This window comes from Streptomyces sp. NPDC007088 (assembly GCF_042869355.1).
In the GTDB taxonomy this organism is placed as follows: Bacteria; Actinomycetota; Actinomycetes; order Streptomycetales; family Streptomycetaceae; genus Streptomyces.
The window spans coordinates 73,781-89,807 of the sequence record NZ_JBIAFO010000006.1 but is presented as its reverse complement, the minus strand read 5'-3'; the positions used below and the strand labels follow the sequence as shown (position 1 = coordinate 89,807).

Below are 16,027 nucleotides of genomic sequence, written 5' to 3'. Positions count from 1 at the left end.
GGCCACCAGTACGGCCCTTGCCCCCGGGCGTCCGGGTACCTCGCCCACCCGTACTCCGTCCGTCCTCGCCAAAACCGGCCCCCGTCACGCAGAGTCGTCCTTGCCAGCCGGGTCGGGAGGGTTCGCGGGGAATCGTCGTTCGTTGCGGTCGATCTTGGCGCTGAGCGCGGCCAGCGGGTCGATGCCGAGGACCGCGCAGAACTGGAGGAGATAGGCGAGGACGTCGGCCACCTCGTCGCGCACCCGGTGGGCGGACTCCGGGGAGGTCATGACGTCGGTGGACTGCTCGGGTGTCAGCCACTGGAAGATCTCCAGCAACTCCGACGCCTCGACACTGAGCGCGGCGGCCAGGTTCTTCGGGGTGTGGAACCGGCCCCAGTCCCGGGCCGCCGCGAAGTCCACGAGCCGCTCCCGCAGCTCGTCGAGGCCGGGAGCGGCGGGCCCCTCCGGGACCGAAGCCGCTTCCGGCGCCGCTCCACCGCCCCCGGACGGTCCGGAAGGGGCTGCGGGCGTCGTGGATGCGGCTTCGTTCGCGTCAGTCACCCGGCAGGTCTATCACCGTGCGCGAGGACGGACGCGACACCCCTCACCGCTCAGCGCACCCGAAGGAACCAGGATCACGGCTCGGTCTCCCGCCCGGCCCGCCCTCGCCACCACGCCGTCCCAAGGACTCGCTGTCCGCGCTCGGACGAGGCGCCGGCACGCGTTCGCACTCGGTACCCGGGGCTGCGTCGCGCCGGTCGGGCCCGGACCGCTGGGCCGCCTCCGCCGAACCCGTCCGCCCTCCAGGGCGTGACCGGCCCTCAGGGGCCGGCCGCTCCGGGGCGCCCGTGCGCGCCTCGGGACCCGGCGGTACGTCAGGCCCTGGCCGTACCGCCGTATCCGCTCCTTCCTCGGAACCAGTCGCCGGCACCGGCCCCGGTCCCGGTCCGTACGCCGGAGTCGTGTGCCTCGTCTGGCCGGCATCGGCGGGATCGCCGGGCCCGGTCCCGTTGAGGCCGAGGTCCACGACCGTGAGGCCGTCGACGGCCGAGGCCCACTGCGCGTCGCTCGCCGTCGCGAGCACGCGGACGTGCCCGCGGGCGCACATGCGGGCGGCCAGGGACAGCAGGTGCCGGCTCTGGTGGGTGTCGAGGCCGCGGTCGATTCCGTCGGCGAGGACAGTGAGCGCCTGGAGGGCGCCGGGGACTTCGACAACCGGGTCCACGTCGAGGATGCCGGGGCCGGTGAGCAGGACCAGGCAGAGCGCCAGGTGGCGCAGTTCGCCGTCGGCGAGGCGGCTGAGCGGAGTGGTCCGTCCTTCCTCGCGTTCCAGGTGGGCGAGGACCCTGCCGTCCTCCAGGCGCCGGGCGCCGAGGGCGTTGACCGGCCCCGCGCAGCCCTCGCGGGCCGCGGCCTCCAGCAGGCCGTAGCGGTGCGGGCATTCCGAGGCGGCGCGCAGCACGATCTCGGCGAGGTTGTCGCAGCCGCTGAGCAGCCGGCCGCCCCGGGGGGTGGCCGGGGGCCGCATGGCGGACGGGTCGGGATCGCAACGGAAGGTGGAGCGCAGGGCGAGCACCATCTGTTCGGCGGCGGCCAGGACCTGACGCTGTCCTTCCGTCCGGCCGGAGACCCGCAGCGGGAGCAGGGCGGTGCCGAGTTGGTCGTCGGGCAGCGGGGCCCGGGTGACGGGGGTGGAACCGGCGGTGTGCCAGGCGGCCTGCACGGAGGGCCGTCCGGGGTCGCGCAGCGCGGTTTCGAGATAGGTGATGCCCTCGCCGCTCAGGCGTTCCCCGACGATGCGCAGTTCCGGCTCGGCCTGGACGGCGAGGTCGAGGCGGACGGGCCCGACTGGGCCGTCCGCCGTGCAGCCGATCCGGAAGCCCCTGCGGCCCTGGGCGTCGGGGCGGGCGCTCTCGGGCACGGCGTCGAGGGGTTCGGGGAACACTTCCTCAAGCGTCGCCCCCGCGCCGAGGGCGGCCAGGGCGGAGCAGGCGGCGAGCGCTGTGGACTTGCCGCTGCCGCTGGGCCCGGTGAACAGGGTCGCGGGGCCCAGCGGGTGGACGGCGGAGCGGTGACCCGCGTACGCGGACAGACGCAGTTCGGTCAGCTCGGGACGCATCGGCCGCCGGGGCGGCCGGGCGGGAGCCGGTGGTGGGGGGAACATGCCCGGAACATAGGGGCCGTCCGAGCAGCGGAACCGTTTTGCCGCCGACTTCTTCCCACCATCGGGGGACTTTCGGAGTGCGGGGCTTCCGTCCGGGCAACGCGGAGAAGGATGAGCCCGCCGGGGGGTGTGGACGCCCTCACACGCTCCCCGCGCTGCCCCTGACTCCTTCGACGAGGCTCTTGACCTCGGTTCCGGGCGGGGCGAGGAGGAACACGTTGCGGTCGACCCGGTGCATGCCGCTGCCGAGGCCGAAGACCACTCCGCTACTGAAGTCGAGGACGCGTTTGGCGACCTCGGTCTCCGCTCCGCTCAGGTCGAGGAGGACGGGGACCTGGGTCATGAGGGTCTCGGCCACCTCGCGGGCGTCGGCGAAGACGTTGACGCGCAGGACGACGAAACGGCGTCTGGCCTCGGCCCCCCGCTCGGCTTCGGGAGGGAGGGAGCGGTGCCCCGTCCAGGAGGGCCAGGCGTCGCTGCTGCGCAGCGGCACGACCTGGGCGAGCCCTTCCCACTGTTCATCGGTGACGTCGTGGCTGTTCACTGCCCCACCCCGTCCGGGCTCGTACGATTGTCTGCATCGGTCAATTCTCGCCTGGTTCGCCCGTTCGGCCTACCAGCGACACGCCTGCCCCGTCGCCGCCGTTCCACCTGTGCCCCCTCGCAGGTGCCGACGGAGACCGCCGGTCGTGCGCTGCCGGACGGCGCCAAGCCGTCCAGGCCGTCCAGTGCGGGGGCGTGATCACGGTGTCGTCCACGCCGCGAGTCGACGGCCTGGAGGCCGCCGTGCGGTTTCCCCGGCCAAACGGTATCGAACGCCGGGAACCGGGGCGCCGCCCGTCCCCGTCACCCTTCGCCGCCTCCGTAGCCTATCCGTAGAAGTATCCGTATCCGTATCCGTAGAAGGAGAAGCAGGAGGAGAGGCGGACGGAGACGCGGGAGCGGGCGCGGACACCGGCACCGGTGCCGCACCGCACCGCACCGCACCGCACCGCACCGCACCGCACCGGGCGACGGATGCCCGGCGCCGCATCGCGGAGCCGGGAGGGGCCCTCTTGTCGTATCCCGGAAAAGCCCCAGTACCCGTGTTCCCGTTTAATTCACGGCCAATCACAGGAGTTCTCCGTTATTTCTTCGATAATTCGCCTGCCGTCGCCCGCGTCCAACGCCTCCACGTCGCAGGCACATTTCCCCGCCTTCCCCTGCGTGCCAATGCCGTGAATTGACGGGCGATCAGCAGTGGTCGGCCCGTGGGGAAATTCTTTGTCATTCGATGTGTGTGAGCGCGCCGTCCACGGGCAGGCGGGCCCGTAGCCAAGGTGTACGACCGCATTCGACTGCAAAGGTGCTTCACGTGACGATCCCCACGCACTCCGCAGGAACGTCCGGCCGGTCGGCGGCCGGGGCCACCGGTGTCAGCGAGGCCCGCCACCCGGGAATCCCGGGGAGTGGCAAGGCGGGACAGCGTTCCGCCGCCATGTCCGCCGTCGCGGTCGCACCGGCTCACAGCGCCCCGGAGGAGACAGCGGATCTGCCGTGGATCGAGGACGCGGGAAAGATCGCGCCGAAGGATGCCCGAGCCTTGTCGAAATTGTTCTTCGACCAACTCCAGACTCTGGAGGAGGGCACCCGCGAGTACCAGTACGCGCGGAACACGCTGATCGAGATGAACCAGTCGCTGGTCCGTTTCGCCGCCAGGCGCTTCCGCAACCGCGGGAACGGCGAGATGGAGGACATCTTCCAGGTCGGCACGATCGGGCTCATCAAGGCGATCGACCGCTTCGACCTGTCCCGTGAGGCGGAGTTCACGTCGTTCGCCATTCCGTACATCGTCGGCGAGATCAAGCGGTATTTCCGGGACAGCACGTGGGCCGTGCACGTGCCGCGCCGCCTCCAGGAGCTGCGGGTCGAGCTGGCGCGGGCCAAGGAGCGCCTCGCGACCGACCTGGACCGCGACCCGACGATCAAGGAACTGGCTGAGGACCTCAAGCTCAGCGAGGACGAGGTCATCGACGGCCTCATCGCGGCCAACGGCTACATGTCGGACTCCCTGGACCTGCCGGCCGACAACAGCACGGGCACCAAGCCCGACCAGAAGAACGCGACGACGTACGCCGACTTCCTGGGCTCCTGCGACCCGGCGATGGAACTCGTCGAGGACTTCACGTCGCTCGCCCCGCTGCTGGAGGACCTGGACGACCGCGAACGCCACATCCTGGAGCTGCGGTTCGGTGCCGAGATGACGCAGTCGCAGATCGGCGCGGAGCTGGGCGTCTCCCAGATGCACGTGTCGCGGCTGCTGAGCCGCACCCTGGGCAAGCTGCGGACGGGAATGCTCTCCGAGCGCTGAGAAGCGACTGAGACGCTACCGCGACGGACGCTGAGCACCGACCGAGAACCGGTCGAGGCGCCTGGCCAAGACGTCGGGACGCACACGGGACGCGCACGGGACGCACAGTCGAGACACTGCGACGGTGCGGGCGGGCACCGGATCGAGGTTCCGGGCACCCACCCTCGTCCCCCAGCACCCGGCCCGTGCCCCAACACCCGCACCCGCACCCGCAGCACTGGACCACCGCCTCCGGACCACACCTCCCACGCCTCCGAACGCCTACTCCCGGCCCCCGCCGCTTCGCGGGGGCCGTTCCCGTGAAAGGGGGCGGTGGCACGTGGGGCGGCACCCCCCGAGAGCGCCCGTGCGGAGCAGTGCGGCGTGATGTCCCGCCCGGTCCGGGTACAGGTCACGGCAGCGCCCGCGTCGAGGCGCGGACACCTGGACCGGGGAGCTGACGAGGATGAGTGAACGGCACGACGGGAGTCCGGGGCGGGAACTCGCCGGGAGCACCGCTCTCGTGACGGGCGCCTCCAGCGGGATCGGCGAGGTGACCGCGCGGGCACTCGCGGACCGGGGCGCCCGGGTGGCCCTCGTGGCGCGCCGCGCGGACCGGCTCGCGGACCTCGTGACCCGCATCGAGGGGGACGGCGGGGCGGCGCTCGCGATCCCGGCCGACCTGAGCGATCCCGAGGGGGCGGCGGGGGCCGTGACCCGGGCCACGGAACACTTCGGCGCGCTGGACCTCGTCGTGAACAACGCCGGTTACGGAGCCCGCCGTGCGGTCGAGGAATCCGACCCGGCCGACTGGGAGAAGATGATCGCCCTCAATCTGGGGGCCGTCCTGCACGTCTCGCGCGCCGCGCTCCCCCACCTCCTGCGGGCCGCCGAGTCGGGTCCGCGCGGTGTGGCCGACCTCGTGAACATCGCCTCCGTCGCGGGCCGGGTCCCCCGCAAGAACAACAGCGTCTACTCGGCGACCAAGCACGCCGTGGTCTCGTTCAGTGAGTCCCTGCGCCAAGAGGTCACCACGCGCCGGGTCCGGGTGGGTCTGGTGGAGCCCGGTATGACGGAGACGGAGATGACCCGCGGCGGGCAGTCGACCGCCGGCCGGGGCATGCCTCCGCAGGACTGGTTGCACGCGCGGGACGTGGCACGCGCGATCGTCTTCATGGTGACGCAGCCGCCCCACGCCGCCGTCAACGAACTGCTGCTGCGCCCGACGGCACAGGAGCACTGATCCGACCGCGCCCTCACCGACCCGACGGCCCACCGCCCACCGGCCCACCGGCCCACCTGAACGGTCCGGGCGGACCGGGCAACAGGACGCGGACGGAGGGCCCGTGACCCGGCGTGCGTGCTCGCGCTCGACCGCCCGCACGAGTACGCACGCCGCGGCGCGCAGCGGAACCGCACGCGACCGCGCACGTAGCACCCCGGCCCGGGACCGGTCGGGCATGGCGGATCGCGTGTCCGGGTAGGGTCCGCGCGTGACCGACGCGGGCGCCTGGGACGCGCACTACACGGCCGGCGGGCGCTTTCGCCCCCTCACCGGCTCCGAACGCCGCCTGATCGCCGAGCACGTGCCCACACCGCCCGGCGGTCTCGCGCTGGACGTCGGATGCGGCACGGGAGAGCTCGCCCGCCACCTCGCCGACACCGGGTGGACGGTGGACGCCGTGGACCTCTCCGCGACCGCCCTCGCCGAGGCCCGCTCGGCGGAACCGGAACCGGAACCAGGACCGGGACCGGAACGCGCACCGGAGTCGGAGCCGGAGCCAGGGCCAGAACCGGAATCAGCGCGGCGGTCGCGGACGGCTGGCCCGCACCCGCCCGGAACCCCGGCTCGCGTCCCCGTCCACTACCTCCGGTACGACATCACGGGCGCCGGGAAAGAGGGCGGGACGGAAGCGGGGCCACTGCCCCACGGCGCGTACGACCTCGTCGTACTGCGGCTCAGTATCGCCTTCCTGCCCGACCGGACACGGCTCGTCAACCGCCTGGCGCGGCTGCTGCGGCCGGGCGGAGCGGTGTGCGTCGTCGCCCCGCGCGCGGAGTCCGCCCCGGCCGGGCGGCGGCACACCGCCTTGGACGCCGAGGAGATCGAGGCGCTGCGCGCGGGCTGGTCCCGGACCGCCCTGTACGACGCGGAGGGACTCGCCTTCCTGGTCCTGCGCGGCCCCGATCCCGGTCCGGTGCGCTACGGGGAGAAGGGCGCGCCCGCCCCGTGGGCGATGGCGGGAGCCGGCGTGATCGTGACCGACGACCACGGCCGCGTCCTGCTGGGCCGGACGACCGGTGGCGTCTGGGAGTGTCCCGGCGGCAAGCGCGAGGAGGGCGAGAGCTGGGAGCAGGCGGCCGTACGGGAACTGGCCGAGGAGACCGGGCTGCGGGCCGTGACGAGGAACGCGCGGGTGCACGCGTTCCTCACCGACAGCGCCCACGGCGCGACCCGTGTCACCGCCGCCGTCCGCGTCCTTCGGTACCGTGGCAGCCCCTCGGTACTGGAGCCGCACCACATCCGCCGCTGGGAGTGGCACGAGCCGGCCGAACTGGCGCATCTCCCGGAGCCGTTGTTCACACCCAGCGCGCAGGTCCTGGAGTCCGTGTGGCCCGGCCTGCTGCCCGGCCTGCCTCCGGTGGACCGGCGGCTGGTCGTCCCCGAGGAGCCTGACGGCCCGTAGCCCCCGCTTGCGCGGAACAGACAGCGAGCCGACGAGACCCGCGAGACCGACGGACGACGAGGCCGACACGACGGATGCCGACGCCGACGCCGACGCCGACGCCGAACAAGGCTCGCCCCAAGGCCCCTGCCGCATGTCGTTCGATTGTCAACCAACGCGCCGAATCCCCACAGGACGAAACCCCACAAGACACACCTGTACCTCCATTCGGAGGAATGAGAGGAAGAAAGGGGATACAAGCGGCGACCACGGGCACGGATGCGGTGAACAACCCCCCTCACCACAGGAGTTCCGTATGCGCATCCGCACCGCGTTCGCCGCCGCCGCCCTCGCCGCCACCGCCGTGATGGGCGGCGCCGGCCTGGCAGCCGCGGGCGAGGGCCCGCACGAAGTCCACGGCGTCGCCGCCGAGGGCGAGTTCTCGCACACGGCCGCCCGTGCCGACTACCTGAACCTCGGTGGCCCCTACGGCATCACCAAGGGCTCCATCGCCGGCACCCACACCGAGGGCGAGTTCGAGTACGCCGAGTTCCTGGCCCGCTGAGACCGGCCGGCATCCGCCGGCGGTTCCCCAGCACCCCTCGAAGCCCCGGCCGGGCCGCGCGCCCGGCCGGGGCTTCGGCCCGCCCGGAGCACACCGCCCCACTCGCCCGTGTTGGCCGAATGTTCGGCACGACGTCTCCTCAAGCGCACCGCGAGGCACCAGACTGACCACGCGCGGCCGACGACAGTCTCCGAACACGGTCCGACAACGTTGTCAGTCACGCAGGCCCAGTCGACTTCCCGAAGGGACCCGCGATGCGTGACCCCTTTTCCGTACCGTCCTCCCGGTGGCGCAGCCCCCGGCACGGCCGGCGCGGCACCCTGGCGCTGGTCGCCCTGACCGCCGGGGCGCTCCTGGCCGGTTCGGTCCCGGCGCTCGGCGCCGGCCCCGCGCTCCACGGCGCCGCGAAGGAGGTGAGCGCCTTCGACGCCGTGGACCCGTTCATCGGCACGGAGTTGGACACCACGCAGAACAAGGGGAACAGCGCCTACGGGAACACCTATCCGGGAGCGACCGTGCCCTTCGGCATGGTGCAGTCCAGCCCGACGACGTACCGCACGAGCGACGGGGACCAGAAGGGCGGCTACGAGTACACCGCCGACCGCCTGCGCGGCTTCGGTATGACCCGGCTGTCCGGGACCGGCTGCGAGGGCCGGTTCAGCGGCTTCGACTTCCCCGTCCTGCCGTACACCGGCGAGCTGCCGGACGGAGCGCTGCCGCGCAGCCCGGCCTCCGACATCACGTCCTACTACCTGGACTTCGACCACGCGGACGAGTCGGCGCAGCCCGGTTATTACTCGGTCGGCCTGAGGAACGGGGTGCGCGCCTCCCTGACGGCGACCACCCGTACCGCGGTCAACCACTACTCCTTCCCCGCCGACCGCGGCAGTTCCTCCCTGCTCGTGGACGTGGCGGGGTCGAACAACCGCGTGTACGACAGCGAGGTCACCGTCGAGGGCCGCACCGTCAGCGGGTGGGTCGAGGCGGCCTCGGTGTGCGAGGGCGGCGGCCACTACCGGGCCTACTTCTCCTCCACCTTCGACCGGCCGTTCACGGCGTACGGGACGTGGGAGGGCGCGCGGGTCACGGCCGGCGCCGCGCACGCGAGCAGCGGCGAGGCTCGGCACGGCGCGGGCGCCTATCTGGTCTTCCCCAAGGGCGCCGAGGTCACGGCCAGGACCGGGCTGAGCTACGTGAGCGTGGACAACGCGGCACGCAACGCGGCGCGGGAGACGGCGGGGCGCTCCTTCGACGCGGTGCGGGCCGGGGCCGCCCGGACCTGGAAGGACGCCCTCGCCACGGTCGACGCGGGCGGCGGCACCCGGGAGCGGCGGGTGAAGTTCTACACCGCGCTCTACCACGCCCTGCTGCACCCGGGCGTCATGGACGACGTGGACGGCCGGTACCCGGGCTACGACGGCGTGGTGCACCGGGCGGAGCCGGGGCGGCACGTCTACGCGACCTACTCGGGGTGGGACACCTACCGGGGCCAGGCGCAACTGATCGCGCTGCTGTTCCCGAAGGTCGGCAGCGATATCAACCAGTCCCTCGTGGACCTCGTGAAGCAGACCGGAAAGTGGCCCAACTGGCCGCACCTGAACCAGTCCCAGCAGAAGATGACGGGCGACTCGCTGCAGGCTCTGCTCTCCGCCGTCGACGCGTTCGGCAGTACGGACTACGACCGGAGGGCCGCCCTCGACTCGATGGTGCGCACCCAGTCGCTGCCCGCCGGCTCCAGTAGGCGCACCAACGCCCAGCAGTACTTCAGCACGGGTTTCGTGGAGAGTTCCACGGGCGACTCGGCGACCTCGAAGACGCTGGAGTACGCGATCGACGACTTCGCGATCGCCCGGCTCGCGGACCGGCTCGGGGACACCGCCGACCGCGAGAAGTTCATGGTGCGGGCCCAGAACTGGCAGAACGTGTTCGACGCGGACAGCCGGCAGATCCGTCCGCGTGACCGCAACGGTTTCGACCGCGGCTTCAACCTGGGTGAGCGAGGCAACCAGTTCGACCAGGCGACCGGCTACCAGTACGGCTGGATGGTGCCGCACAACGTGGCCACCCTGGTGGAGAAGCGGGGCGGCCGCGAGACCGTCGCCGGGGAACTGGACCGCCACACGCGGTCGCTGGACGCCGGGGTGTACGACACTGAGGGCGCTTACCTGAGCAACCAGCCCAGCTTCTCCATGCCGTACGTCTACAACTGGCTGCGGCAGCCGTGGAAGACGGGCGAGGTGCTGCGCCGCGCCGTGGACGAGATGTACGGCACCTCGCCGAAGGGGCTGCCGGGCAACGACGACCTCGGGGCGCTCAGCGCGTGGTACGTGTGGGCGAACCTGGGGATGAGCCCGTCGGTCTACGGCACCGCGAACCTCGTGCTCAGCACGCCGCTGTTCGACCGGATCACGATCGACAGCGCGGGCAGCGCGCGGACCATCCGTGTCACGGCCCCCGGGGCGAGCGGGGACAGGCGGTACGTGGCGGGTCTGAAGGTCGGCGGCCGGGCGAGCACGAAGTCCTGGGTGGGCGAGGACTTCGCGCGGCGCGGCGGCACCCTCGACTTCCGTATGGGCACCACTCCGGGCTCCTGGGGCACCGGTGCCGGCGATGTCCCGCCCTCGTACACCGAGGGTTCCGACAGCCGCAACGAGACCGGCACCACGCCGGACGGGAAGGGCGGGCTCGGCTCGCTCGACATGAGCGGCCACTCCCTGTCCCGGGAGAAGCTCGCGGCGGCCGGGGCCTCCCCGGGGGCGCGCCTCCCGTTCAAGGACACCGGTGTGACGTTCACATGGCCGAAGGCGGCGCCCGGCGAACCGGACAACTGGGTGCCGCACGGTCAGCGGGTCGACCTGTCGGGCGGTGACCCGCGGGGCGCGCGGGCGAGCGGGATCTCCTTCCTCGGCCTGGCGACCAACGGCCCCGCGCAGGGCACGGCGCTCGTCGAGTACGCCGACGGGACCAGCCAGAGGGTGGACGTACGGCTCACGGACTGGACGCCCGGGACGGACTACCGGTTCGGCAACGTCCCGCTGGTCACCACGGAGGGGCGCAACCTCGCGGACGGTACGGCCGACTCCACCCGGACCGTCGTGCTCGCGACGGCCGTCCAGCCGCTCGACCCGTCGAAGCGGGTGCGTTCGGTGGTGCTGCCCGAGGGCACCGACCGGGGCGTCATGCACCTGTTCGACGTCGCGCTGGCGGGGGTTCCCGGAGCGTGAGCGGGACCGTCCCGGGCCCGGTACGCACCGGGCCCGGGACGGTGTGGCGCGGTGCGGGCGGGTGACCCGGCCGGCCGCGGCGAACGGGCGGCCACCGGAGCACGTTCGAACATCCGTTTATGCACGTTCGACAAGGAAAGGGGCACTATGGAAGCAGCGACGAGGGACCAAAGACGTGCGTCGGCGAGGGCCGGGCCGTCCGGCGTGCCCGGCGGGGGCTGACAGGAGGCGACCATGAGCCGAGGCGGTACGAGGTACGCGTCCGACCGGGGACTCACCACCCGCATGGTGACGACGATGTTCCTGATCGGTCTGCTCTACGTGGTGCTCGTCGGCGTCCTCGTGGCGGTGCTGCACGGCGCCTGGCCGATCATCCTGATCGTCGCGGGCGCGATGTTCGTCGCGCAGTTCTGGTTCAGCGACCGCATCGCCGCCTTCTCGATGGGCGCCCGCGAGGTCTCCCCCGAGGAGGCCCCCGAACTGCACGGGGCGATCGACCGGATCTGCGCCCTCGCGGACATGCCCAAGCCCCGGGTGGCCGTCGCGCGCAGCGACGTGCCCAACGCCTTCGCGACCGGCCGCAGCGAGCGCACGGCCCTCGTGTGCGCCACCTCGGGCCTGCTGCGCCGGCTGGAGCCCGAGGAGCTGGAGGGGGTCCTCGCCCACGAGATGTCCCATGTGGCCCACCGGGACGTGGCGGTGATGACCATCGCGTCCTTCCTCGGTGTCCTGGCCGGCCTCATCACCCGGATAGCCCTGTGGGGCGGGCTGAGCCGCAACAACCGGAGCAACGACCCGATCGGGGTCGCGCTTTTGCTGATTCCCCTGGTCAGCGCGGTGGTATACGCGGTCGGCTTCCTGCTGACGCGGCTCCTGTCCCGCTACCGGGAGCTGTCCGCCGACCGCACGGCCGCTCTGCTCACCGGCCGTCCCTCGGCGCTCGCCTCGGCCCTGACCAAGGTCAGCGGACAGATGGCGCGCATCCCGACCGAGGACCTGCGCAAGGCGGAGCCGTACAACGCCTTCTACTTCGTGCCCGCGTTCGCCTCGAAGCAGAGCCTGGGCCGGCTGTTCTCCTCGCACCCGACCCTGGAGCAGCGCCTCGACCAGCTCGGGCGCATAGCGGCCGACCTGTCCCGCCCCTGACCGGACCCGGTACCCGCGACGAACGGGCGGCCCTGTGGGGAGGCCACCCCGTGACGGAGGCGGTGCGCCGGGTCGTGTGACGCTCGGAAGGAGTCCCGTGGGCTTCCTGGACACGATCCTGGGCCGCAGCAAGCCGGTCCGTCCCGACCTCGACCAGCTCTTCGCGGTGCCCTCGGCCGCTCTCACCCTGGAGGCCGCCACCGGCTTCCGGCCGACCGGGCGGGGCTCGGTGTGTTTCGCGGGGGTCGAGGGCGGCACCTTCGCCCGTCTCCAGCAGGACGTACGGGAACTCCTGGACGCCGACACCGGGCGGGGCGGCGTCCCCGTCGAGTTCAGCCAGGACGGGTACGGGTACACCTGGCTGCTGGCCCGGCAGCCTCCCGGGGAGACGGCCGGGCTGGTCAACGACCTGCACGCGGTCAACACGCTCCTCCAGGACGGTGGCTTCGGCCCCCAGCTCCTGTGCTCACTGGTCGGCTTCGAGGACGAGCGGCAGCGCCCGCTCGCCCTCGTGTACCTCTACAAGCGCGGCAGCTTCTACCCGTTCGCGCCCGCGCCGGGGGCTCGCGAGAAACGGGACAACTCGCTGGAACTCCAGGTCAGGGCCGCGCTCGGGGACGACCTGCGGATCGAGAAGGACCTGACCCGCTGGTTCCCGGTGTGGGGTGCCCCCGGGCTGTGAGCCCCGGCGGGGGCCGGCGTGGGCGCCTCCCGGCCCCAGCCGCCGTGACCCCCGTCGCGGTCGCGGCGGTACCGCGGCTCAGCTGTCAGGGGTGGGCCCGTCGGAGGACAGCGCCACCAGCCCGGTGACGGCCACGCACAGGCTGCGGCTGAGGCGCTGCGCGAAGTCGACGCGGTGGTGGGCCAGGTCTGGGGACCGGACGGCCTCGGCCACGGCCGGGGAGGGGTGGGCGAAGGGCCAGAGGCCGGCCGTGCACACGATCGAGTGGGCGACGAGTTCCCGTGCGGCGGGCTCCGTGAGGTCCGGTATGTGCCGCCGCACCAGCCTGGCGAGCCTGAGCTGGGCGTCCTGATGGGCGAGCTTGAAGGAGCGCACCGCCTCGGCCGAGATGTTCCGTTCCAGTTCGGTGCCCAGCGAACTGAGCAGTTCGCACAGCGACCGGCGGGCGGCGAGCGAACGGGCCCACACGTCCACGACCTCCGCCGCCGAGGCGGGCGCGGCGGACCGCAGCTCCCCCGGCAGCCCGGCCAGCCAGGAGTCGAACTCCCGGTTGAGCAGTTCGAAGTAGACCGCCTCGCGCGTCTCGAAGTAGCGCACGACGTTCGTCTTCGACAGGCCGACCCGCCGGCTCAGCTCGCGCAGGCTGATCTCGCTCAGCGGCAACTCGTCCAGCAGTCGCGCGGCGACCGCGAGAATGGCCTGCTTGCGTGCCTCTCGCTGCTCGGCGCTGCGCGCACGCCGGAAGTCCACCTGCGGGCCGCTGGTCATGGCTGGTACCTCTGCACACTGTCGTGGCGCACGTGCCGCGCCCCCTCGGACGACCCTACGCCGATCGTGGGGACGCGCGCACGGGCAGCCGTCACACCGACTCGCTGACCTCCCGCCACTGGGCGTCGGTGGCGGCGAGGCTCTCGGCGGCAGACCGCGCGACGCTCACGGCGTCCTGGCCGAGCAGCAGTCGTACCGGCGGGTTCTCGGCCTCCGTGACCTCCAGGAGGATTTGGGCGATCACGGCCGGGTCGCCGGGCTGCTTGCCGTCCGCCTGGCGCATGCGCTCCACGACGGGCTCGATGACCTGCCGGTAGGGCTCGCTGACCGGGGGTGTGCTCATCGAGGAACCGGCCCAGTCGGTGCGCATCGCCCCGGGTTCGGCGACGGTGACCTTGATGCCGAGCGGCGCCACCTCCTTGGCGAGCACCTCCGAGAAGCCGCCCACCGCCCACTTGGCCGCCTGGTACGCGCCCAGTCCGGGGCCGCCCACCCGGCCGCCGACCGAGGAGATCTGGAGGATGTGGCCGGAGCCCTGTTCCCGCAGGACGGGCAGGGCCGCCCGGGTCACGTTGACCACCCCGTAGAAGTTCGCGTCGATCTGCGCGCGGAAGGTCTCCTCGGGCATGTCCTCGATCGCGGCGAGGTCCGCGTAGCCGGCGTTGTTCACGAGGACGTCCAGCCGTCCGAAGGCCGCGACCGCCGCGCCGACCGCCTCCCGGGCCGCCCCGGGATCGGTCACGTCGAGCGGCACGACCCGGACCCGGTCCCCGTACCGCGCCACGAGATCGCTCAGGGTGTCGGTGCGCCGGGCGGTGGCCACCACGTGGTGGCCCGCCGCCAGGACGGTCTCGGCGAGGGCGCGGCCCAGACCGCGCGAGGTCCCCGTGATCAGCCAGGTCCTGCTCATGATGGTTCCTCTTCCTGTGGGTTTCCTGCGGATTTCCTGGGGGGCGGCAAGCCGTACGGAGAGCCCGGAACAGCCGAGCCGCCGCGCCGGGCGTCCTGCCCCGGTTCGGCCTCACCGCTTCCCCGTCCGTGAAAGACCTCCCCCTCGTGGCCGAGGACGCAGCGGACTGACTTAGAGGCCACTGGACCTTTACGGCTCCCACGATAACAGACCACTGGCCTCTTAATGGGCGGGTCACGGTCCGGGCGGCTTCCGCGAGGCACCGACGGCTGGACGCCCGGCGGCTTTCCGCGCGGTGTCGGCGGACCGCCTCAAGCCGCGACGGATCGCCCCCGCACCGGCAGGTGACACGCTCGGGAACGGAGCCGGTGCCGGGGCCGGGGGCGGCGCCTGGCAGGCTCGCGGTGCAGCACAGCGGAAGATTCCGCGGAAGGGATGCCCCGTGACACTCACGCTCGCCGTCGACACCGTCCGCTGGGAGGAGCACCAGCGCCGTGTCCACGCCCAGTTCCCGGGCCTCGTGCCGGTCTGCAAGGGAAACGGTTACGGCTTCGGCCATGAGCGGCTGATGCGCCAGGCGAGCCGGCTCGGCATGGACCTCGTGGCGGTCGGCACCGTGCAGGAAGCCGCCCGCGCGGAAGACCTCCACGCGGGAGACCTGCTGGTCCTGACGCCCTACCGGACCTGGGAGGCCCCCGTCGCCCTGTCGGACCGGACCATCCGCGTCGTCTCCTCGCCGCACGACCTCACGGGGCTGGACGGCCGCAGGGTCGTGGTGGAACTCATGACCTCCATGAAGCGGCACGGGCTCACGCGGGACCACCTGCCGCTGCTGCGCGAGGCGATGGGCGCGTGGCGGTTCGAGGGCTTCACCCTGCATCTCCCCCTGAAGCGGGTGGACGGTCTCGGCGGGGCCGAGGAGGTGGCGGCCTGGGTACGGTGCCTGCGCGAGGCCCGGCTGCCGACCGGCCAGATCTTCGTCAGCCACCTCTCGCCCGGCGAACTGGAGGCCCTGCGCGCGGAGTTCCCGCGCAGCGTCTTCCGGCTGCGCACGGGTACGAAGCTGTGGCTCGGCGACCCGGGGGCCACGCGCTACCGCAGTGAGGTGCTGGACGTCGTCCACCTGCGCCGGGGGGATCGTCCGGGCGGGGGCGGACGGCGGGTCGCCTCCGACCGGTACCACGTCCTCGTCTCGGGCGGCACCTCGCACGGCATCGGGCTGCGTGCCCCCGCCCTGCTGAGCGGCTTCCGGGCACGGAAACGGCACCTCGCGGGCCTCGGCTACACCGCGCTCAACCGGCACCTGTCGCCGTTCGTGTGGGACGGGGAGCGCCGCAGGTTCGCCCGGCCGCCCGAGCTCCAGCACTCCGTCCTGGAGATCCCCGTGACCGCCCGGCCGCCACGGGCGGGCGCCGAACTGGCCGTACAGCTGCGGTACACCACCACCCGGCCGGACCGGGTGGTGGAGGAACCGGGCATCGCCCCGGTGGCGGACACGGGCGGGGCGGCGCGAAGCCGTACTCGGGAGTGAGGGCCGGGAACGACGGCCGCCCCGGGCGGGAGACGGCGCACGGCCGGGGCCGTGCTCTCC

12 protein-coding genes and 1 pseudogene are annotated in these 16,027 nt (G+C 72.7%); 8 read left to right on the top strand and 5 right to left on the bottom strand.

Annotation, left to right across the window (positions count from 1 at the left end):
• Nucleotides 1-84: 84 nt before the first annotated feature.
• From ACFYMP_RS11795 to ACFYMP_RS11785, 3 genes and pseudogenes are all read right to left on the bottom strand, one after another.
• Nucleotides 85-543, bottom strand: coding sequence for a nucleotide pyrophosphohydrolase (locus tag ACFYMP_RS11795; protein ID WP_388854508.1), 459 nt, complete (start codon nt 541-543; stop codon nt 85-87).
• A 457-nt stretch (nt 544-1,000) separates the two neighbouring features.
• Nucleotides 1,001-2,146: pseudogene (locus ACFYMP_RS11790) on the bottom strand (hypothetical protein); the annotation flags it as partial.
• 139 nt (nt 2,147-2,285) lie between these two features.
• Complete coding sequence (locus ACFYMP_RS11785) at nt 2,286-2,690, bottom strand: cell division protein SepF (protein ID WP_388854505.1); 405 nt, start codon at nt 2,688-2,690, stop codon at nt 2,286-2,288.
• A gap of 933 nt (nt 2,691-3,623) precedes the next feature.
• Here ACFYMP_RS11785 and ACFYMP_RS11780 point away from each other — a divergent pair.
• The 7 genes from ACFYMP_RS11780 to ACFYMP_RS11750 all read left to right on the top strand — a co-directional run bounded on the left by ACFYMP_RS11780 (nt 3,624) and on the right by ACFYMP_RS11750 (nt 12,758).
• Complete coding sequence (locus tag ACFYMP_RS11780; RefSeq protein ID WP_388855145.1) at nt 3,624-4,496, top strand: SigB/SigF/SigG family RNA polymerase sigma factor; 873 nt, start codon at nt 3,624-3,626, stop codon at nt 4,494-4,496.
• Between the two features lie 445 nt (nt 4,497-4,941).
• Nucleotides 4,942-5,718: an SDR family oxidoreductase gene (locus ACFYMP_RS11775; RefSeq protein WP_388854502.1), complete on the top strand. Its 777-nt coding sequence runs from the start codon at nt 4,942-4,944 to the stop codon at nt 5,716-5,718.
• A gap of 250 nt (nt 5,719-5,968) precedes the next feature.
• A complete protein-coding gene (locus ACFYMP_RS11770) occupies nt 5,969-7,162 on the top strand; it encodes an NUDIX domain-containing protein (RefSeq protein WP_388854499.1) in 1,194 nt (397 codons plus the stop codon).
• 295 nt (nt 7,163-7,457) lie between these two features.
• Nucleotides 7,458-7,706, top strand: a complete 249-nt coding sequence (locus tag ACFYMP_RS11765) for a hypothetical protein (RefSeq protein ID WP_388854496.1) — start codon at nt 7,458-7,460, stop codon at nt 7,704-7,706.
• A 254-nt stretch (nt 7,707-7,960) separates the two neighbouring features.
• The gene (locus ACFYMP_RS11760) at nt 7,961-10,930 is read left to right on the top strand and encodes a GH92 family glycosyl hydrolase (RefSeq protein ID WP_388854493.1); all 2,970 of its coding nucleotides are present in this window, start codon (nt 7,961-7,963) and stop codon (nt 10,928-10,930) included.
• A gap of 234 nt (nt 10,931-11,164) precedes the next feature.
• Nucleotides 11,165-12,076 (top strand): zinc metalloprotease HtpX, encoded by a 912-nt coding sequence (gene htpX, locus ACFYMP_RS11755; protein ID WP_388854490.1) that lies wholly within the window; start codon nt 11,165-11,167, stop codon nt 12,074-12,076.
• 97 nt (nt 12,077-12,173) lie between these two features.
• Nucleotides 12,174-12,758, top strand: coding sequence for a hypothetical protein (locus ACFYMP_RS11750; protein ID WP_388854487.1), 585 nt, complete (start codon nt 12,174-12,176; stop codon nt 12,756-12,758).
• A 78-nt stretch (nt 12,759-12,836) separates the two neighbouring features.
• Here ACFYMP_RS11750 and ACFYMP_RS11745 read toward each other — a convergent pair whose 3' ends face one another.
• Both ACFYMP_RS11745 and ACFYMP_RS11740 read right to left on the bottom strand, forming a co-directional pair.
• Nucleotides 12,837-13,526, bottom strand: a complete 690-nt coding sequence (locus tag ACFYMP_RS11745; protein ID WP_388854484.1) for a TetR family transcriptional regulator — start codon at nt 13,524-13,526, stop codon at nt 12,837-12,839.
• 91 nt (nt 13,527-13,617) lie between these two features.
• A complete protein-coding gene (locus tag ACFYMP_RS11740; RefSeq protein WP_388854481.1) occupies nt 13,618-14,436 on the bottom strand; it encodes an oxidoreductase in 819 nt (272 codons plus the stop codon).
• A gap of 442 nt (nt 14,437-14,878) precedes the next feature.
• On the opposite strand from ACFYMP_RS11740, the gene ACFYMP_RS11735 reads away from it, so the two are divergent.
• Nucleotides 14,879-15,967, top strand: a complete 1,089-nt coding sequence (locus tag ACFYMP_RS11735; RefSeq protein WP_388854478.1) for an alanine racemase — start codon at nt 14,879-14,881, stop codon at nt 15,965-15,967.
• Nucleotides 15,968-16,027 lie beyond the last annotated feature (60 nt).